Annotated in this window: 19 protein-coding genes; 3 read left to right on the top strand and 16 right to left on the bottom strand. The window is 63.5% G+C overall.

What is annotated here, in order from left to right; genetic code table 11:
* Positions 1 to 358: 358 nt before the first annotated feature.
* From tyrS to argC, 9 genes are all read right to left on the bottom strand, one after another.
* Positions 359 to 1,648 (bottom strand): tyrosine--tRNA ligase, encoded by a 1,290-nt coding sequence (tyrS, locus tag HMPREF3162_RS05705; RefSeq protein WP_070777169.1) that lies wholly within the window; start codon positions 1,646 to 1,648, stop codon positions 359 to 361.
* 110 nt (positions 1,649 to 1,758) lie between these two features.
* Positions 1,759 to 3,168, bottom strand: a complete 1,410-nt coding sequence (gene argH, locus HMPREF3162_RS05700) for an argininosuccinate lyase (RefSeq protein WP_070777168.1) — start codon at positions 3,166 to 3,168, stop codon at positions 1,759 to 1,761.
* Positions 3,169 to 3,251: 83 nt separating this feature from the next.
* A complete protein-coding gene (locus HMPREF3162_RS05695) occupies positions 3,252 to 4,460 on the bottom strand; it encodes an argininosuccinate synthase (protein ID WP_070777167.1) in 1,209 nt (402 codons plus the stop codon).
* Positions 4,461 to 4,504: 44 nt separating this feature from the next.
* Positions 4,505 to 5,026 (bottom strand): arginine repressor, encoded by a 522-nt coding sequence (locus HMPREF3162_RS05690; protein ID WP_070574403.1) that lies wholly within the window; start codon positions 5,024 to 5,026, stop codon positions 4,505 to 4,507.
* Positions 5,023 to 5,961 carry an ornithine carbamoyltransferase gene (gene argF / locus HMPREF3162_RS05685; protein WP_070574401.1) on the bottom strand — a complete coding sequence of 313 codons (939 nt, stop codon included), beginning with the start codon at positions 5,959 to 5,961 and terminating at the stop codon, positions 5,023 to 5,025. Before argF ends, HMPREF3162_RS05690 begins: the two co-directional genes overlap by 4 nt.
* The gene (locus tag HMPREF3162_RS05680) at positions 5,958 to 7,154 is read right to left on the bottom strand and encodes an acetylornithine transaminase (RefSeq protein ID WP_083304144.1); all 1,197 of its coding nucleotides are present in this window, start codon (positions 7,152 to 7,154) and stop codon (positions 5,958 to 5,960) included. Before HMPREF3162_RS05680 ends, argF begins: the two co-directional genes overlap by 4 nt.
* Positions 7,147 to 8,082, bottom strand: coding sequence for an acetylglutamate kinase (argB, locus tag HMPREF3162_RS11365; protein WP_083304143.1), 936 nt, complete (start codon positions 8,080 to 8,082; stop codon positions 7,147 to 7,149). The genes HMPREF3162_RS05680 and argB overlap by 8 nt, the downstream gene beginning before the upstream one ends.
* The gene (gene argJ, locus HMPREF3162_RS05675; protein WP_070574397.1) at positions 8,079 to 9,230 is read right to left on the bottom strand and encodes a bifunctional glutamate N-acetyltransferase/amino-acid acetyltransferase ArgJ; all 1,152 of its coding nucleotides are present in this window, start codon (positions 9,228 to 9,230) and stop codon (positions 8,079 to 8,081) included. The genes argB and argJ overlap by 4 nt, the downstream gene beginning before the upstream one ends.
* Complete coding sequence (gene argC, locus HMPREF3162_RS05670; protein ID WP_083318924.1) at positions 9,227 to 10,324, bottom strand: N-acetyl-gamma-glutamyl-phosphate reductase; 1,098 nt, start codon at positions 10,322 to 10,324, stop codon at positions 9,227 to 9,229. Before argC ends, argJ begins: the two co-directional genes overlap by 4 nt.
* A 73-nt stretch (positions 10,325 to 10,397) precedes the next feature.
* On the opposite strand from argC, the gene HMPREF3162_RS05665 reads away from it, so the two are divergent.
* Positions 10,398 to 11,369, top strand: coding sequence for a quinone oxidoreductase family protein (locus tag HMPREF3162_RS05665; protein ID WP_070777165.1), 972 nt, complete (start codon positions 10,398 to 10,400; stop codon positions 11,367 to 11,369).
* 69 nt (positions 11,370 to 11,438) lie between these two features.
* Here HMPREF3162_RS05665 and HMPREF3162_RS05660 read toward each other — a convergent pair whose 3' ends face one another.
* The 7 genes from HMPREF3162_RS05660 to infC all read right to left on the bottom strand — a co-directional run bounded on the left by HMPREF3162_RS05660 (position 11,439) and on the right by infC (position 18,248).
* Positions 11,439 to 12,251: an SDR family NAD(P)-dependent oxidoreductase gene (locus tag HMPREF3162_RS05660; protein ID WP_070777164.1), complete on the bottom strand. Its 813-nt coding sequence runs from the start codon at positions 12,249 to 12,251 to the stop codon at positions 11,439 to 11,441.
* Between the two features lie 10 nt (positions 12,252 to 12,261).
* Positions 12,262 to 14,790 carry a phenylalanine--tRNA ligase subunit beta gene (pheT, locus tag HMPREF3162_RS05655; protein ID WP_070777163.1) on the bottom strand — a complete coding sequence of 843 codons (2,529 nt, stop codon included), beginning with the start codon at positions 14,788 to 14,790 and terminating at the stop codon, positions 12,262 to 12,264.
* Entirely contained in the window at positions 14,790 to 15,830 is a 1,041-nt protein-coding gene (pheS, locus tag HMPREF3162_RS05650) for a phenylalanine--tRNA ligase subunit alpha (protein WP_070574388.1), read from the bottom strand. The genes pheT and pheS overlap by 1 nt, the downstream gene beginning before the upstream one ends.
* A 50-nt stretch (positions 15,831 to 15,880) precedes the next feature.
* A complete protein-coding gene (locus HMPREF3162_RS05645; protein ID WP_070574387.1) occupies positions 15,881 to 16,792 on the bottom strand; it encodes a TrmH family RNA methyltransferase in 912 nt (303 codons plus the stop codon).
* 96 nt (positions 16,793 to 16,888) lie between these two features.
* The gene (rplT, locus tag HMPREF3162_RS05640) at positions 16,889 to 17,278 is read right to left on the bottom strand and encodes a 50S ribosomal protein L20 (RefSeq protein WP_070574386.1); all 390 of its coding nucleotides are present in this window, start codon (positions 17,276 to 17,278) and stop codon (positions 16,889 to 16,891) included.
* 51 nt (positions 17,279 to 17,329) lie between these two features.
* Positions 17,330 to 17,530 (bottom strand): 50S ribosomal protein L35, encoded by a 201-nt coding sequence (gene rpmI, locus HMPREF3162_RS05635; RefSeq protein WP_019174918.1) that lies wholly within the window; start codon positions 17,528 to 17,530, stop codon positions 17,330 to 17,332.
* A gap of 82 nt (positions 17,531 to 17,612) precedes the next feature.
* Entirely contained in the window at positions 17,613 to 18,248 is a 636-nt protein-coding gene (infC, locus tag HMPREF3162_RS05630) for a translation initiation factor IF-3 (RefSeq protein ID WP_070574385.1), read from the bottom strand.
* Between the two features lie 272 nt (positions 18,249 to 18,520).
* Here infC and HMPREF3162_RS05625 point away from each other — a divergent pair, with 272 nt between their 5' ends.
* Together HMPREF3162_RS05625 and HMPREF3162_RS05620 are read left to right on the top strand one after the other, a co-directional pair.
* A complete protein-coding gene (locus tag HMPREF3162_RS05625) occupies positions 18,521 to 18,919 on the top strand; it encodes a DUF1844 domain-containing protein (protein WP_070574383.1) in 399 nt (132 codons plus the stop codon).
* A gap of 133 nt (positions 18,920 to 19,052) precedes the next feature.
* A complete protein-coding gene (locus HMPREF3162_RS05620; protein ID WP_070574381.1) occupies positions 19,053 to 19,484 on the top strand; it encodes a Fur family transcriptional regulator in 432 nt (143 codons plus the stop codon).
* Positions 19,485 to 19,502 lie beyond the last annotated feature (18 nt).

Below are 19,502 nucleotides of genomic sequence, written 5' to 3'. Positions count from 1 at the left end.
AACAAACACGCTATTGAGTTGACAAAGAACAGACGCCAAAACCTTTCAGTCCGCAACAGCGAACCTTCCAGAATTGCTATGTTCAGGCCGAGGTTTCAATCCGTTAATCTCAGGTTTCCCTGCGACCGGATCTCTACTCTACCCTGCGGATTTTCTCTTTGCAACTTGCTTCCGTGTGAAGCCAGTCACTCGAAGAACTCCGTTCCGAGTCTGCTGCCTGATCCAGTTGCCTGAATCAGCATCTACATCACCGGCGGACTCGCACCCGCCCGTTTTCGGCAGCGAGGGCTAACTTAGTACACAGAAGGGAGCGGACGCAAATCCGCTCCCTTCTTCCGTCTTCGCGGACCGACTTCGGTCAGTTATCGCGCACGATCACAGCACCCAGCGTTCGCTTGCCGCGACGCAGCAGAACAGCCGATCCCCCGTCAATCGGAAGGAGCTGCTGACCGGTGAGCGGCGCCTCGGCATCCGTGACCCGCTCGTTGTTGATGTAGGCGCCGCCTTCCTTCACAGCACGACGGGCGTCGCCCTTCGATTTTACGATCCCCGATCCCGCAAAAGCGTCAGCAACCGACAGTCCCGCCGGGATCGCAGAGCTGTCGACTTCCAGACTCGGCAGCGAAGCAACTGCCGAACCCAGCGTGGAAGGCTGGAGTTCGCGCAGGTCACCAGTGCCGAACAGCGCAGCCGCGGCGGCGAACGCCTGATCGGATTCTTCCTTGCCGTGTACGAGAGTCGTGACGTCCTCGGCGAGGGTTCGCTGCACCAAGCGCTTGTGCGGTTCAGCCTGGAACTGCTCGATGATGTCTTCGATTTCCTCCAGCGGACGCAGCGAGAACACGCGGAGGTAGCCCGGCGCATCGGCATCTGCCGTGTTGAGCCAGAACTGGCTGAAAGCGTACGGCGAGGTGAGCGAGGGATCCAACCACACGGTGCCGGATTCGGTCTTGCCGAACTTGGTGCCGTCAGCCTTGGTGATCAAGCGCGTGGACATGGCGTGCACCGATTTGCGCTCAACCCGGCGAATGAGATCAACACCGCTGGTGAGATTGCCCCACTGATCCGAACCGCCGGTCTGCAGCGTCACACCGTAGCGGCGGTTGAGCTCGAGGTAGTCATTGCCCTGCAGCAGCTGGTAGGCGAACTCGGTAAACGAGATGCCGTCTTCAGACTTCAGACGCGCGGCAACGGCTTCCTTGGCCAGCATGCGGTTAACGGAGAAGTGCTTGCCAACATCACGCAGGAAGTCCAGTGCGGAAATGTCCTTGGTCCAGTCGAGATTGTTGACCATGCGAGCCGCGTGCGGACCGTCGAAGTCCAGGAAGCGTTCAATCTGGGAGCGAATCTTCTCAACCCAGCCCTCAACGACATCGCGTTCATTGAGGGTCCGCTCCCCCGACATCCGCGGGTCGCCGATCAGACCGGTCGCACCGCCGACGAGCATGAGCGGGTAGTGGCCTGCCATCTGCAGGCGGCGGGCAACGAGCACCTGCACCAGATTGCCCATGTGAATACTGGGCGCAGTCGGGTCGAAGCCAACATAGAACGTCAGCGACCCGCCGGTGAGAGCTGCTCGAAGAGCGTCTTCGTCGGTCGTCTGCGCGGCAATTGCGCGAGCCTGGAGATCGCTGAGGACGTCGGTCACTTTTGGCCTTTCTGTTTCTGCTCTGTGGGAGCTTGAGCTCCACAGGGCATTCTACGTGTACAGACACGGCCGCGTGCCCAAGGTGCACGCGGCCGCCGTGTCGAGTTTGGTCAGTTCTGGGCGAACTCGCTGAGCAGGCGAAGCTGGGCCCGCGCGTTTTCCAGCTGAGTCTGCACGGCGCTGCGAGCGGTTCCGCCCTTGGCATTGCGCGAATCGACAGAGCCCAGGGTGCTGAGCACTTCGCGCATCTGCGGGGTGAAGTGCTCGGAGATTTCGGCGTAGTCGGCATCGCTGAGATCCCACAGTTCAACACCGCGGTCTTCGGCTTTCTTCACGGCAGCACCGGAAAGTTCGTGCGCCACGCGGAACGGCACACCCTCACGGACCAGCCATTCGGCAATATCGGTTGCCAGCGCAAAACCGCGCGGAGCAAGCTGCGCCATGCGCTCAGTGTTGAACTCCGCCGTCGCGATCATGCCGGCAAACGCCGGCAGCAGGAGTGTGAGCGTGTCAACCGCGTCGAAGATCGGCTCTTTGTCCTCCTGCAGGTCGCGGTTGTACGCCAGAGGCTGAGCTTTCAGTGTGACCAGCAGGCTGGTCAGATCGCCGATGAGCCGTCCCGCCTTTCCGCGGGTGAGCTCGGCGACGTCTGGGTTCTTCTTCTGCGGCATGATCGACGATCCAGTCGAGTAGTTGTCCGACAGTTTTATGAAGGAGAACTCATTGGTGTTCCAGAGGATGATCTCTTCGGACAGACGAGAAAGGTCCACGCCGATCATCGCCGTCACCCACGCGAACTCGGCGAAGATGTCGCGGCTGGCGGTGCCGTCGATCGAGTTCTCCGTCGAGGTGGGGAAGCCGAGGTCTTCCGCCACCGCCTGCGGGTCCAGACCGAGTGAAGAACCAGCCAGAGCGCCCGAACCATAGGCGGACACCGCGGCTCGCTTGTCAAGGTCGATGAGCCTTTCAACGTCACGCATGAGCGGCCACGCGTGGGCCAGCAGGTGGTGGGCAAGGAGAACCGGCTGAGCGTGCTGAAGGTGCGTGCGGCCGGGCATGGGAGCATCCGGGTGGGCTGCCGCCTGGGTCACGAGCGCTTCGACAACAGCAAGAACCTGCTGGGCAATGACGCGCGAAGAGTCGCGAACGTACATCCGGCCCATTGTGGCGATCTGATCGTTGCGGCTGCGGCCGGCTCGCAGCTTGCCGCCGAGCTCGGTTCCGGCAATCTCAAGCAGACCGCGTTCAAGAGCAGAGTGGACGTCCTCGTCGGATTCAACGGGAGCGAACTCTCCCGATGCCACCCGACGGCCCAGTTCGTCGAGGGCCTTGAGCATCCCCTCGAGTTCGGCTTCGTCAAGCAGCCCAGCCCTGTGCAGAACGCGAGCGTGAGCACGCGAACCGGCCAGGTCATACTGTGCCAGACGCCAGTCAAAATGCGTCGATTTCGAAAGCTTTGCCAAATCGTCGGCGGGACCGGAGCCGAACCGCCCGCCCCACAGGCTTACTCGTTCTGTCACGTCACAATCCTTTCTGCACACCGTAAAGCCCCGGCTCGACCCGACCAGTCCATTCTGACCGGCCGGGCTGAGTCGGGCACTCATCACGCCTGGTTCTGAACCCGCTGGTTGCGGTCGCTGGCCGTGCGGGCCGAAAGACCGTAGATGTCGATGAAGCCGCGGGCAGCCGACTGGTCAAAGGTCTGGCCCTCGTCGTAAGTGGCCAGCCCGAAGTCGTACAGCGAGTTCGGGGACTTCCGTCCGGTGACGACAGCGCGGCCACCGTGCAGGGTCATGCGGATATCGCCGTTGACGTGCTTCTGCGTATCGAGGATGAACGCGTCGAGCGAGCCCTTGAGCTCGGAGAACCACTGGCCGTCGTAGACGAGTTCGGTCCAGCGCTGCTCCACGGAGCGCTTAAAGCGCAGCTGCTCGCGTTCCAGCGTGATGCGCTCGAGTTCACGGTGAGCTTCGATCAGCGTGATCGCTCCGGGAGCTTCGTAGATTTCACGGCTCTTGATGCCCACCAGACGGTCTTCGACGATGTCGATCCGGCCGATGCCGTGCTGACCTGCGCGGTGGTTGAGCTTCTCAATCGCCTGCAGAGGTGTCACGGCCTCACCGTCAATGGCAACCGGAACGCCCTGTTGGAAGGTGATGACGACCTCATCGGGAGCCGGTGGGAACGCCGGGTCGTCGGTGTAGTCGTAGACGTCCTTGGTGGGGCCGTTCCAGATGTCTTCGAGGAAGCCGGTCTCAACAGCGCGCCCCCACACGTTCTGGTCGATGGAGAACGGGTTGGACTTGGTCGTGATGATCGGAAGGTCGTTCTTTTCGGCGTATTCGATTGCCGCTTCGCGCGTCAGCGCAAGGTCGCGGACGGGTGCGATGCAGTCGAGGTCGGGAGCCAGGGTCGTGATCGCGACTTCAAAGCGCACCTGGTCATTGCCCTTGCCGGTGCAGCCGTGGGCGACGGTGCTCGCACCGTACTGGCGGGCGGCTGCGACGAGGTGCTTGGCGATCAGCGGCCGCGACAGAGCGGAGACGTTCGGGTAGGCGTCCATGTACATGGTGTTCGCCTGCAGTCCCGGCATGCAGTACTCGGCGGCGAATTCGTCGCGCGCGTCTGCAACATAGGCTTCGACGGCACCGCAGTCCAGGGCGCGCTGGCGGACGGTTTCGAGGTCTTCCCCGCCCTGGCCTACGTCGACGGCCATTGCGACGACTTCCTTGCCGGTGGCTTCCTGGATCCAACCGATGGCGACAGAGGTGTCGAGGCCGCCGGAGTATGCGAGAACAATGCGATCAGTCATTGTGTTCTCCTTTCTTCTGGTATCTGAGTTCTGAATGTCTGTGGTCACACGCTGTCTGCGGCCAGGTCGAGCATGAAGCGGGCGACTTCTTCTCCCCCGTCCGGTTTGCGGGCGATGACCATAACGGTGTCGTCACCTGCAATGGTGCCCAGCACGTTCGGCAGCGACGAACGGTCGAGGGCGCTGGCCAGGTACTGGGCGGCACCGGCCGGGGTGCGCAGCAGGACGAGGTTGCCGGAGGCTTCCGCTGAAACCAGCAGCTCTTCGAGAAGCCGCTGAAGCTTCGCGTCGATGAGTTCGCCTCCCACACCCTGTTCTAGGGAGCGGTCACCGCCTTCTCCCGGAACGGCGTAGACCGCTCCGGCACTCGTGCGGACCTTGACCGCTCCGAGTTCCACCAGGTCGCGCGACAGCGTGGCCTGAGTGACGAGGATGCCCGCATCGGCGAGTCTGCCGGCCAGTTCCGACTGCGAGCGCACTCGGTGCCTGCGGATGATGTCCGCGATATGCGAATGGCGGGCAGTTTTTGTGCTGGGAACGGATGCGCTCTGTTGAGGCGCTGTCATGAGCGCCCCACCAGCCACGCGAGAAGCGCTTTCTGCGCGTGCAGCCTGTTCTCAGCCTCGTCGAAGACAACGGAAGCGGGACCGTCGATGACTTCGGCATCCACCTCGTGCCCCCGGTAGGCGGGCAGGCAGTGCATGAAGATCGGGTTCCGTCCCAGGTCCATGAGATCCTGAGTGACTCGATACGGCACGAACGGCGAGTCCTCGCCGGATCGGCCGTCGTCTTCCTGCCCCATGGAGATCCACGTGTCGGTTACGAGGACGTCGGCGGCGTGCGCGGCTGCGGCGGGGTCTTCCGTGACGAGCACCGAACTGCCGGTCGTTTCGCCCAGGCAGCGCGCTTCTTCCACGATGTGGACAGCCGGGTGTGCCGAAGCGGGTGCGGCAACGGCAACGTCCATTCCAGCATTCGCGCAGGCCAAAAGGTAGGAGTGCGCCATGTTGTTCGCTCCGTCGCCGAAATAGGCGAGTTTGAGCCCGGCAAGGCCATTGCCTTCACCCGTGCCGCGGTGCTCGCGGATGGTCAGCAGGTCGGCCAGCAGCTGGCACGGGTGGAAGTCATCCGACAGCGAGTTGATGACCGGCACGCTCGAATGCGCGGCCATTTCCTCCAGCCCCGCGTGGTCGAAGGTGCGCCACACAATGGCAGACACCATGCGAGAGAACACTCGCGCCGAATCGGCAATCGACTCCTTGTGGCCCATCTGAGACTCACCGGGGTTGATGATGAGCGGACTGCCCCCGAGGGAAGCGATTCCTGCGGCAAACGATACGCGGGTGCGCGTCGACGTCTTGTCGAACACAACGGCCACCGTCTGCGGTCCTGCCAACGGTTGGAAAGCGTAGGGCTCGGCTTTCATCCTCTGGGCGAGGTCAAGGACTTCACCCAGTTCTCCCGGTGTCAGGTCCGTGTCTTTGAGGAAATGTCGGGTCATTCGCTCTGTCCTCCTTTCTTGAGGATATCCGGCACGGCGGAAAGAAAAGCGCGGATCTCATCGGGGCTGATGATGAGCGGCGGTGCCAGGCGGATACGGTTCGGGCCCACGGCGTTGACGAGGAAACCGGCCTCGAGTGCGGCCGCGGTGAACTTCTTCGCTGAGACCGGCGCAATGTCGAAGGACAGCAGCAGACCCTCACCGCGGACATCGGTGACTCCCGGAATGGAGTCGAGGCCCCGGCGCAGCAGCAGCCCGGCTTCGCGGACGTGGTCGAGGACGGCGTCTGCTTCGATGACATCGAGAACCGCGTTGGCTGCCGCGCACGCAATGGGATTGCCTCCGAACGTTGTGCCGTGCTGGCCGGCCGTGAGAAGGGAAGAGACTTCTTCTCCGAAGGTCACGAGCGCGCCGATCGGCAGGCCCCCGCCCAGACCCTTGGCCAAGGTCATTGCGTCGGGCCGCACACCCTCGCCGATCGCCGGGTGCTGGAACGCGTACCAGCTGCCGGTCCTGCCGACACCGGTCTGCACTTCATCGAAGATGAGCAGGGCACCCACGGAATCGGCTGCTTCACGTGCCGCCGTGAGATAGCCCCGGGGGTGGGGGCGCACCCCCGCTTCCCCCTGAATGGGTTCGATGATGATTGCCGAGGTGTTCTCATCCACCGCGTTCTGAAGCGCCTGGACGTCACCGAAGGGAACATGCTGGGCTCCTGGCACCAGCGGAGCGAAAGGCTGGCGGTAGGCCTCTTTTGCCGTCAGCGACAGCGCACCCATAGTGCGGCCGTGAAAAGCGCCATCCACCGCGATGATCCCGGTGCGGCCGGGCTTGGCGCGGCGGGTGAGTTTGACGGCGGCCTCGTTTGCTTCACTGCCGGAATTGCACAGGAACACCTTCGAACCGGCCGGCGCCTGCGCTGTGCTGAGAATGCGCTGGGCCAAACGAATCTGCTGGTCCGAGGTGTAGAAGTTTGAGATCTGCCCCAGTTCGGCGGTCTGCCGACTGACGGCTTCGACAACTGCCGGGTGAGCGTGTCCCAGGCTGTTCACCGCAATGCCGCCGAGGAAGTCGACATAGCGCCTGCCATCGGAATCTTCGACTACCGCGCCTTTGCCCGTGACGAGCTTCTTCTGCGGATCTCCGTACACCGGCAGCAGACTGCCGCGATAATCATCCAGCCATTCAGCCATTGGTTCCTCCCTTGGCGGGTTTGACGTCGGCGATGAGCGTGCCGATTCCCATGTCCGTGAAGATTTCCAGAAGGACCGAGTGCGCGGTGCGGCCGTCGACAACGTGCACCTGTTTGACACCGGCATCCACCGCATCGAGTGCGGCAGTCATCTTCGGGATCATGCCGGAGTCGAGCTTCGGCAGCAGTTCGCGCAGCTCAGCCGGAGCGATTTCGCTGATGAGACTGTCGGTGTCAGGCCAGTCAGCGTAGAGTCCGGGGACGTCGGTGAGCATGATGAACTTATCGGCCCGCATCTCCCGGGCAATTGCCGCAGCGGCCAGGTCCGCGTTGACGTTGAGCGGATTGTCGCCGCTGGCGCCCAGCTCGGCAGCAATAGAGCACACCACCGGAACGCGCCCGGAATCCAGCAGGTCGTGCAGCAGCTGTGTATTGACAGACGTGATGTTGCCGACGCGGCCGAGACTCGTGAGCTCGCCATCCACCTCGACAGACGCGGGGGCAGCCAGCAGGAGATCGCCGTCCTCACCCGACAGGCCGACAGCTGCCGAGCCGTGTTCGTTGATGCGCGACACAATGCTGCGGTTCACGTGACCGGAGAGCACCATGCGGATGACGTCAATGGCTTCTTCAGAGGTCACGCGCTGACCGGCGACGAATTCGCTTTCGATTCCCAGCCGGTCGAGCATCGTGCTGATCTGCGGCCCACCGCCGTGGACGACGATCGGGCGGATGCCGGCAAAGCGCAGAAACGAGATGTCATCCGCAAAAGTCTGCTGCAGCTCCGGGGAGACCATGGCGTTGCCGCCGTATTTGATGACTATGGTGGCGCCCGCGAAAGTCTTGATCCACGGCAGAGCCTCCGTGAGGATCTCCGCTTTGGTCTGCGCTTTGACCAGGCGCTGGGCGGGTGAGAGTTTGTCGGTCATGATGCTGCAGAGCTGTTCTCGGTGACGTATTCGTGGGTGAGATCGTTGGTGAAGATCGTCGCTTCGGCCTGGCCGCTGTTGAGGTTGATCTCAATGTTGATCTTGCGGCCGAACTTCACCTTCGCGGGGTCTTCGTGCGGTGCAGTTGCCCGGCACACCTGAACTCCGTTGAAGCTGACGTCGAGGTTTTCGGGATCAAACTCCGCCTGCGCTGTGCCGACTTGCGCGAGAACGCGACCCCAGTTGGGGTCCTCCCCCATAAGTGCTGTCTTGACAAGGTTTGAGCGCGACACGGTGCGGCCGACTTCGACGGCGTCGTCTTCGCTCGCGGCTCCTGTAACGGTGATTTCAACGTCGTGGGCGGCACCTTCGGCATCGGCCATGAGCTGGCGGGCAAGGTCAGTGCACACCTCGGTCAGCAGGGCTGTGAATTCGGCTTCGTCCGCTTCTGCTCCGGCCCCCGACGACAGCAGTGCGACGGTGTCGTTAGTCGACCGGCAGCCGTCGGAGTCCAGCCGGTCGAAGCTTTTGGCCGTTGCACTGCGCAGCGCCCGGTCGAGCTGTTCTGGGCTGAGCTTGGCATCGGTTGTGATGACGACGATCATCGTCGCAAGTGACGGTGCGAGCATGCCTGCACCCTTGGCCATTGCGCCGATGGTGTAGCCGGAGCCTTCCGCGAGCGCTTCTTTGGAAACAGAGTCCGTGGTGAGGATGGCCTGTGCGGCATCGGCGCCACCGGACGCGGACGCAGATTCGACCAGACCCGGAACTCCCCCGACCAGCCGGGTGCGGAAGTCCTCTCCCCCGGTGCCGATGAGCCCGGTGGAGCACACGAGGACGTCGTCAGCACTGCATCCGACAGCATCCGCAACCGCGTGCGCGGTCAGCTTCGTCGTTTCGAAGCCGAAGTCACCCGTGAAGCAGTTGGCGCAGCCAGAGTTGATGATGGCCGCACGGACCTGGCCGTCGCGCGTGCGCGGCTGTGACCACTTCACGGGGTTCGCTTTGCACTTGTTGGAGGTGTAGACGACGGCGGCGTTTGTGCTGGGACCGTCGTTGATGACTACGGCGAAGTCCTTTTTGCCGCTCGGCTTGATGCCGACGGTGGTTCCGGCGGCGCGAAAGCCCGGTGCTGCGGTGACGCTCACGGTGCAACTCCTTCGTGTGGAAGATGTGATGTTTCTTCGAGTCCGAGCGCAATGTGCGCCGACTGCACCGCTTGGCCTGCGGTGCCGCGGACGAGGTTGTCAATGGCAATGCAGACCGTGACGGTCGCGGCGCGGCCATCGAGGGCCCACTGCAGGTGGGCCTGGTTAGATCCCGCGGTCGCCGACGTGTTGGGCCACTGGCCGTGCGGCAGCACGGTGACAAAGGGTTCGGAATCATAGGCCGAGGCGAAAGCCGCGCTGATCTTCTCCTGTGCCTGGCCGACATCAGCACCGGCCGCAAGAGGCGCCGAGACGGTTGCCAGGATTCCGCGGGACATCGGCACGAGCGTCGGGGTGAAAGTGATGCGGGCGGAGCCTGCAAGGGGGTCTTCACCCGCCGCAAGAGCGAGGTTCTGTTCGATTTCGGGGATGTGGCGATGGGTTCCGCCGACCGCGTACGGGCTGGCCCCGCCGAGGATCTCGGAGGCCAGCAGGTGCGGTTTGAGAGCCTTGCCCGCACCTGATACGCCGTTGGCCAAAACGGCTGTCAGCCGGGTGTGGTCGATAAGTCCCGCGTGCACGAGCGGCTGCACTCCGAGGGTCACCGCCGTGACATTGCATCCGGGCACGGCGATGCGCGTGGCACCTTCCAGCTGCCTCCGCTGGGTGGTGTGGTCCGTGCTGCCGGGGCCAGCGAGCATGAGCTCGGGCAGACCGTAGGTCCACGTGCCGGGATGTTCCGAACCGTAGTAGCTTCTCCACGCGTCCGGGTCGATGAGCCGGTGATCGGCAGCGAGGTCCACGATGAGGGTTGCGGGGCTGAGCTTTTCAAGCTCAGCGGCGATGGCACCGGACTGGCCGTGCGGCAGGGCCAGGAACACAACATCGTGCCCAGCCAGAGTCGCGGCCGAAGAGTCCGCGATCGTCATGTCGGAATAGGCGCGCAGGTGCGGCTGTTGTTCGCCTAGGAGATGACCGACTGTGGAGTGTCCGCAGACGGTTGTCACCGTGAAGTTCGGGTTGCCTGCCAGCAGGCGGAGGACTTCCCCGCCCGCGTATCCCGTGGCTCCCGATACCGCGACTGAATAAACCATATGCATAAGCATACATTGACAAGATAAATTATTCATCAGTGATCCTGCTGTTGCCAGCATTTCAAGGAGGAACATGTACGCAGTTCAGGCAGTCCGACAAGGCGGACCCGAAGTTCTTGAGTACACCGAAGTCGAAACACCCTCCCCCGGTCCCGGCGAAGTCCTCGTCGACGTCAAAGCCGCCGGCGTGAACTTCATCGACACTTATCGGCGCGGCGGCATGTACCCCATGCCCTTTCCTCACATCGTCGGCGTTGAAGGCTCCGGGGTCGTTGCCGAACTCGGCGAGGGCGTTGAGGGCATTGACGTCGGTCAGCGCGTGGCCTGGACAGACGTTCACGGCTCCTACGCGCAGAACATCGTGGTCAAGGCCGAAGAGCTTCTGCCCCTGCCCGATGGCGTGGACTTCGAAACCGCTGCCGCCGTGCCCCTGCAGGGGATGACCGCGCAGTACCTGGTGACGGACTCCCACGAAATCAAGCCCGGCCAGACGGCTCTCGTCCACGCGACCGCCGGCGGTGTCGGCCTGCTGCTGACCCAGTTCATCAAACACCTGGGCGGCCGGGTCATCGGCACGGTGTCAACAGAAGAAAAGGCCGAACTGGCCCGCGCGGCGGGAGCCGATCACGTTTTCCTCTACGGGGACGGTGTCGACATCCGCGAAGAAGTCATGGCCTTCACCGACGGCAAGGGCGTTGACGTCGCCTATGACGGGGTCGGCAAAGACACTTTCGACGCCTCGCTGGCCTCTATCCGCCCGCGCGGATCCATGGTGCTCTTCGGCGCAGCTTCCGGTGCTGTTCCGCCGTTCGACATTCAGCGGCTGAACTCCAGCGGCGGAATCTTCTTGTCCCGGCCTTCCACGAAGTGGTTCATCGACTCCCCCGAAGAACTGCACAAGCGCGCGGGGCAGCTCTTTGCGGGACTCGACGAGGGATGGCTGAAATTCCGCGTCGGCCAGACCTTCCCGCTCGAACAGGCCCGCCAAGCCCACGAAGCCCTCGAGGGCCGCACGACCACCGGCAAGGTCGTGCTGACGGTCTGATTCAGTCGACACAGAGAACGAGGCGGAGGTCACCGAGATCGGTGAGCTCCGCCTCGTTCTTCTGCTGGGTCAGTCCATGCGCACGGCCAGCCGACGGAAGTCGTCGGCAAGACCAGCCGCGGCGGTCTCGGCAAGCGAATCCGGGGTGTCAAGGCCTGCGCGCACAAAGCGGCCGGAATAGGCGTCGAGGTCGCCCGAGGCGAGCGCGAGGGCCAAAGCTGCGACGTCTTCGGGATCAGTCCAGTCGGAACTGCCCCGCCAGTCGTGCATTGCCATCGAGCCGGTCATGTCGGATTCGATGACCCCCGGGGCCATTTCGAAGATCCGCAGGCCCTTGTCATAGCCGTAGACGTGTACCGAATCAGCCAGGCGGAACAGGGCTGCCTTGGATGCCGAGTAGGCAGCGTAAGCGGGTGTTCCCTGCGCGCCGGAACCGGAATTGAGATCGATGATCCGGCACGCCCGGCCCGTTGTGTCGGCTGTTTCCAGCAGGCGCTCGGCGAAGGCGCGAACAACAAGGAACGGCCCGCGAATGTTCGTATCAAGCGTGCGCATCAGCTGCTCGGCGGGAACATTCCACACGGGGCCTTCTGGGCTTTCCACCACGCCGGCGTTGTTGATGACCGTCGTAATGGGCTCGCCCAGCTGCTCTTCGATTTCTGCGGTGCGCTGGGCAAGAGCCTCAACTGATGTGGGGTCTGTCGCTTGGAGCTGCACACCAATGACCCGGGTGCCGCGAGCCTGGGCGATCTGCTGGGCCGCAGCGGCCGCACGGGCTTCGTCAGTTGCCGTGAGGATGACGTTCCACCCGTCGGCCGCGAAGCCATCGGCCAGGTGACGGCCGATGCCTCGCGAACCTCCGGTGATGAGGACGGTGCTCATGACTCTGCGCTCACGCCTCCCCGCCGGTGCGGGCTACCGCGCCGTATGCCTTTTCGACTGCGGCGGTTGCGGCTTCGCGCAGGGCCGAGGCCTCGTCGCTTGTCATAGTGCGGTCGGCTGCCCGGAAGGTCATGCGGAATGCAAGCGACTTTTTACCTTCCCCCACCTGTTCGCCCCGGTACTCGTCGAACAGTTCAAGCCCTTCGAGATCGCTGCCGATGGCTTCACGCATGGTGTCTACAAGGTCGCCGATCACGATGCTGTCATCCACGATGAGCGCCACGTCCTGCCTGGACACCGGATAGGTGGACAGGGCACCCGACCAGCGGCGCTCTGCCGGAGCGTCCAGTACAGAATCGAGAACGACCTCGAATGCAACCGTGCGGGCCGGCAGTCCGAGCGTTTCGACGACCTTGGGGTGCAGCTCACCGGCGTGGCCGAACAGCGTGCCGTCTGCCAGGCGGAATTCAGCGCAGCGGCCGGGGTGGAACGGTGCGCGGTCAGACGCCGTCGGCGTCACGCTCTGGCCGAGAGCCGCTGCGATTCGCTTGACGATCTCGATCACGTCCATCGCTTCGGCCCTGCGGCCGTTGCCCCACACGCCTTCGAGGTCCCAGTTGCCCGACACGATCCCAGCCGCGTGCAGCGGCTGGTGGGGAACAGCGTCAAAGATCGCTGCGCGCTCTTCTTCCGTGGGGTAGTACCCCGGTGCGAAGGTTTCACTGGCCGGCAGCTGGGCAGTTTCAGGCTGGGTGACCAGCCCGATTTCGAACAGTGCGGTGTCCTTGAAACCGCGTCCCTGGTTGCGCAGCTGCGCGTCGACGAGTGTCGGCAGCAGCTCGGTGCGCAGCAGCGGCTGGTCGTCGCTGAGCGGGTTGGCCAAGCGCAGGTTGTTCCGTCGCGGATCGTCCTGCGGAATCCGGAGGGCGTCCTGCCGTGCTTCTGACGTGAACGGGTAGGTCAGCACTTCTGTCAGGCCGAGGTCGGCAAGCAGGTTCGACACCGCGCGGCGGGATGTCTGGCGGCGGGTGAGCCCTTCTCCGCCAGGGGCCTGCGGAACAATTGACGGGATCTGGTCGTAGCCGTTGACTCGCGCGATTTCCTCAACGAGGTCTTCCGCGTCGGTCAGGTCCGGGCGCCACGACGGCACTGTCACGCTGTAGTCGGCACCGCTGTCGTCGACTTCGCAGCCGACGGCGCGCAGGGCGCCGATCACTTGGTCATCGGTGTAGTCAATGCCCACGAGTTCTGCCGTGCGGGTCTTCGGCAGGCTCACCTCACGAGGCGCCGGAAAACTGCCGGGGACCGATGCTGTTGCGTCTGCCTGGCCACCTGCCATCTGGGTGAGCAGCTGTGCGGCGCGGGCGACTGCGGCCGGGCCCAGCGCCGGGTCGACTCCGCGTTCGAAGCGCTTGGCGGCTTCGCTCGGCAGGCGGTGCCTGCGGGCTGTGCGGGCAATCGACACGGGGTCCCAGTGAGCGCCTTCGATGAGCACATCGACGGTCGTGTCGCTGACTTCGGAATCTGCCCCGCCCATGACACCGGCCAGGCCGAGAAGCTCTTCGCTGCCGTCGGCGCTGATTCCGGTGACCACCACGTCTTCTGGGTGAATGCTCCGTTCGACGTCGTCGAGCGTGGTGAGCTTGTCGCCCTTGCGACCGCGGCGTACGACGATCCGCTCGCCGACGTTGGCGAGATCGTAGGCGTGCAGCGGCTGGCCGAGTTCGAGCATGACGTAGTTGGTGATGTCCACGACCAGCGAAATGGGACGCATGCCAGCCTCCAGCAGGCGCTTGGCCATCCAGAACGGGGTCTGTGCTGTCGGGTCGATGCCGCGCACGCGCAGGGCTGTGAAGCGGGTGCAGCCGTCGTTGCCGTGAATGGGGGCGTCGTCGGTGAGCTCGACCGGGTGTCCCTCACCGGCAACGACCGGGGCGACCGCCAGGGCGGGGTCGGCGTAGTTCTGCTCTTTCAGAAGAGCGTATTCGCGGCCGATGCCGCGCATCGACATCTGATATCCGCGGTCGGGCGTGATGTTGACGTCGAGGACTTCGTGGTTCAGACCCAGCAGTTCCGCGGCGTCTTGGCCTGCGGTCAGATCGGCAAAGCCGAACTCGGTGAGCACGATGATGCCGTCGTGATCATCACCCAAGCCCAGTTCGCGCGCCGAGCAGATCATGCCGTCAGAGATGTGGCCGTAGGTTTTGCGTGCCGCAATCGCGAAATCACCGGGCAGAACAGCACCGGGCAGCGCTGCGACAACGTAGTCGCCGACGCCGAAGTTGTGTGCACCGCACACAATGCCCTGCGGTTCTTCGCGGCCGACGTCGACGGTGCACCAGTTGATGGTTTTGCCGTTGGAGTGCTTTTCGGGTTCGCAGGTCAGGACTCGGCCGACCACCAGCGGGCCGGTGACTGCCGGACCGATGTAGTCCTCTTCTTCCAAGCCGATGCCAGCAAGTTCAGCAGCGAGTTCGTGAGCGTCGAGGTTCTTAGGCAGGTCGACGTATTCGGCCAGCCATTCCAAGGGTACGAGCATCAGTTCATCACTCCGAAAGCCTTCGAGAAGCGGATATCGCCTTCCACCATGTCGTGCATGTCGTTGATTCCCTCACCCAGCATGAGCGTGCGTTCGATGCCCATGCCGAAGGCAAAGCCCTGGTAGACATCCGGGTCAATGCCGGATGCGCGCAGCACGTTGGGGTGGACCATGCCGCAGCCACCCCATTCGATCCAGCCGGGGCCGCCTTTCTTCTGGGGGAACCAGAAGTCGATTTCGGCACTCGGCTCGGTGAACGGGAAGAAGCTGGGGCGCAGGCGCGTGTATGCTTCCGGACCGAACATGGCGCGGGCAAAAGCATCGAGCGTGCCCTTCAGGTGTGCCATTGTCAGGCCCTTGTCAATGGCGATGCCCTCAACCTGATGGAACACCGGGGTGTGCGTGGCATCGAGTTCGTCAGTGCGGAAGGTCTTGCCGGGGCAGACCACGTAGAGAGGAACACCGCGGTTCAGCAGCGAACGCGACTGCACCGGCGAAGTGTGGGTGCGCATGACCAGGTGGGCCGATGCGGGCTCGACGAAGAACGTGTCCTGCATCTGGCGGGCCGGATGGTCGGGACCGAAGTTGAGCGAATCGAAGTTGAGCCATTCGTGTTCGACTTCGGGGCCTTCCGCAACTTCCCAGCCGTGGCCGACGAAGTGGTCGGCAATCTTCTCCTGCAGCAGCTGCAGCGGGTGGCGGGCGCCGACCGGCCGACGGGTGGAGGGTCCGGTGACGTCAATGGCCTCGGCGACGAGCACGCGGGCGTCGCGTTCGGCTTCGAGTTCTTCCTGGCGGGCTTTAAAGGCCTGGGCGATCCGTCCGCGTGATGTGCCCACAAGCTTTCCGGCCTGGGCCTTCTGGGATTTGTCGAGCTTTCCGATTTCGCGGTTGGCAAGGGCCAGCGGGGCTTTATCACCCATGTGCGCAATGCGAACCGTCTTGAGTTCGTCGAGGTCGTCGGCTGCGGCAAAAGCCGTCAGCGCTTCCTCCATTGCAGCGGTGACGGCAGCCTCGTCAAGCGGGTCAATGACGGACATCTGCCTTCTTTCTCAGATGGTTGGACAACGTTCTGCAGTCTAGCGAACCGTCAGATCATGCGGACGTGCTTGGCGGATTCATAGACGGCAATCGAGGCGGCGGTGGCCAGATTGAGGCTTTCTGCTTTTCCGTAGATGGGGATGGCCACGGCGGCGTCGGCCTGCGCTCGATCAGCTTCTGGAAGTCCCCAGGCTTCGTTGCCGAACACCCACGCGGTTGGACGGGCGAGGTCAAGGCCGGTATCCCACGGAACGTGAAGGTCGTGAGCCGGCGGATGGCCGTCAGCGGCGAGGATCTGCAGGCCGCGGGCGCGCGCCAGTTCGGTGACTTCTGGAAGGCCGACCCCGGTCACCACCGGCAGGTGAAAGATCGATCCGGCGGTCGATCGCACGGCCTTCGGGTTGTAGACGTCAACACTCGAGGAGGTGATGATGACACCGTCGGCACCGGCGGCATCCGCTGCGCGCAGGACGGTTCCGGCGTTGCCGGGATCCCGCACTTGGCTGAGCACGACAAGGAGCTTTGCCTCCTTGGTCACCACCGAGGTCAAGTCAGCGTGAAGCTGTTCGACGACGGCGATCATTCCCTGGCTGTTGACAGTCTCAGCCACCGAAGCCAGCGCTTCCGGAGCCGTCTGCTTGATTTTGATGCCGGCTTTGCGTGCGGCCTCGATGATGTCGGGGTTGCGCTCGGCCGCTTCGACGGTCGCCCACACATCGAGGACGGCCCCTGTCCCCCGCGGTGCCGCCTGACCGGGCTCAACGTGCAGCGTCACGGCCTTGGGGCGGTTTTCGGCCTGGTGGCGTAAGGCCTCGCGGATGCCCTGCGGACCTTCTACGAGGAATCTTCCCGACTTGGCCCGACCCTGTTTGCGGTCGAGCTTCGCGGCTTCGCGCAGTCGGCGGGATTTCGGGGACGTCACTTCCGGCCCGTGCAGACCGGGATGGATGTCGCTTTCCATAACCTCACTCAGTTCTTCTGGACGGTATGCGCAGCCTCAGCTGTCGGGAAACGAAAACGCGGGGGCCAAACAGCCCCCGCGTTTTCACAGCTGCACTCAGGCAGCAGGCGTCTTCGGCGCGTTCACGTCTGACGGAAGTGCGTTCTTGGCGACTTCCACAAGCTTGGTGAACACGGCTGCGTCGTTGACGGCCAGTTCGGCGAGCATACGACGGTCGACTTCAACACCAGCGGCTTTGAGACCCTGGATGAAGCGGTTGTAGGTCATGCCGTTGGCGCGGGCGCCAGCGTTGATGCGCTGGATCCAGAGGCGACGGAAATCGCCCTTGCGCTTGCGGCGGTCGCGGTAGTTGTAGACCAGCGAGTGGATGACCTGTTCTTTGGCCTTGCGGTACAGGCGCGAACGCTGTCCGCGGTAGCCGCTCGCCCGGTCGAGGATGACCCGGCGCTTTTTGTGGGCATTGAGAGCCCTCTTGACACGTGCCACGTGTACTCCTTCAGATGAATGTCACAGCGGTAGGGCTGTGGTGCGCTTTGGTCAGGCCTTGCCCAGCAGCTTGCGGGCCTTGGCGGCGTCGCCGCCGGTCATGACTTTGTCGGTGCCGCTGATGCGGCGCTTACGGCGCGAGCTCTTGACTTCTGCGAGGTGGCGGTTGCCGACACCTTCGCGCATGAGCTTGCCGCTGCCGGTGACGCGGATGCGCTTCTTCGTACCGCTGTGGGTCTTCTGCTTCGGCATTGTGCCGTTCTCCTTCAGTCGGCCCTCGGAAACCCGTCCCGAGGGTAGTGGCTCTGGGGCGCTGGGCGCTCCTGAACCGATGTCAGTTCTGGTTTCGCTGCTCGGCCTTGGCCTGAGCAGCGCGGTCGCGACGCGACTTGACTTCGGTGTATGTGCCCTTGGCACCCGCGGTCTCCCTGCGCGATTCTGCGCGGGCGTCTGACTTCGAACGCGTCGGTGCGAGCACCATGACCATGTTGCGTCCATCAAGCCGAGGTGAGGATTCAACGGTGCCGTATTCGGCAACCTCCTCGGCCAGCTTCTCAAGCAGCCGCATGCCCATTTCCGGGCGGGACTGTTCGCGTCCGCGGAACATGATCATGACCTTGACCTTGTCTCCGCCGTTGAGGAAGCGGACGACGTGGCCCTTCTTGGTTTCGTAGTCGTGGTCGTCGATCTTGAGTCGGAACCGGATTTCCTTCAGGGCCGTGTTGGCCTGATTCTTCCGTGCTTCGCGTGCCTTCTGGGCAGTTTCGTACTTGAACTTGCCGTAGTCCATGAGTTTGACCACCGGAGGCTTCGCCTTGGGCGCAACCTCGACGAGGTCAAGATCGGCTTCGCGTGCCAGGTCGAGTGCCTTGCGGATGGCGACGATCCCGACCTGCTCTCCGTTGGGCCCGACCAGACGGACCTCAGGTACTCGAATCCGATCGTTGATGCGCGGCTCGCTGATGTGCATGCTCCTTAACTCAGATGGTGATCACGGTGTTCAAGGGAACAGAAAAGCTCCCTTTGAACACGCAAAGGGAGCTTGAAACGCTGCCGGTGAACATTCTTCACCTCAGTGCCCAACAGCCGGAAAGCAGATCCTGAAGCCCGCTTGTGCCAGCTGTTTTCGCTGACCCGATTGCCCTTGGCAATCCAGGTGGGAGTCAATCTCCACTTTGCACGCCCTCCAGCTTACACGACACTCAGGCGTTTTTCACACTCGGATGTGGGAAGCTTGGGGACATGACAGAAAACCGCCACACTTTTTCCGATGATCACACTGCCGCCGACCACGCGCGCGCAGAGCAGCAGGCGCTGCGAGATATTGCCGACGTACCTGCTGTCGAGGTCATTTCATCTGCGGCCATCCACCTGATGAGTGCCGCTGCCGTGAAGTGCGGACTGGCCGAAGACACTGAAGAGTCCAATGGCAAAGACCTACAGGACCTCGATGAGGCGCGCAAGCTCATCAACGCACTGGCGGGTCTTGTCACCTCGTCCGCAGTCGACCTCGGCGACCAGCACGCCCGGCCCCTGCGAGACGGCCTGCGCAGCCTGCAGCTGGCCTTCCGCGAAGCCTCCCCCTTCCCCGACGTTCCCGGTTCAGGCCCGGGCGAAAAGTACACCGGCCCCGTTTCCTGAGCTCCCCCGCACGGCCCGACACTTCCAAACGAAGCACGCATTCCCAGCCGGCACCTCGTGGTGCCGAGCGGCCTTTTGGCGAGTTAGGCTCCCCTTTCTTGGACTCATTCCAGAAAACGCCTACGGTTGAGTTGTGACCACGAGTGCTGCCGACACGATCAGAGCCGCCGGACTGCGCGTGACTGCGCCCCGTCTGGCGGTCTATGACGTGTTGGAACACGACCACACCCACGCAGACGCCGACAAGGTCTTCCGCGCAGTGCGCGAAAAACTCGGCACGGTGTCAGTGCAGACGGTGTACGACGTGCTCAGCGCGTTCGCGCGCACACAGCTTGTCAGGGTCATCGATCCGGCCGGCTTCGCGTCGGCCAGATACGAAATCAACCGCAACGACAATCACCATCACCTCGTGTGCCGAACATGCGGTGACATCCGCGATGTCGCCTGCGCACCCGGCAGCGCTCCGTGCCTGAGCCCCGCCGAGGACTTCGGCTTCACAATCGACGAAGCCGAAGTCGTCTACTGGGGGCAGTGCCCCCAGTGCGAGCTCAGGAACTCTCTGTAACTCCGACAACCCAGGAGG

This window comes from Brevibacterium sp. HMSC07C04, assembly GCF_001815905.1.
Lineage (GTDB): Bacteria > Actinomycetota > Actinomycetes > Actinomycetales > Brevibacteriaceae > Brevibacterium.
Note: the sequence above shows the minus strand (reverse complement) of the source record. Positions and strands in the feature narration are given on the sequence as shown.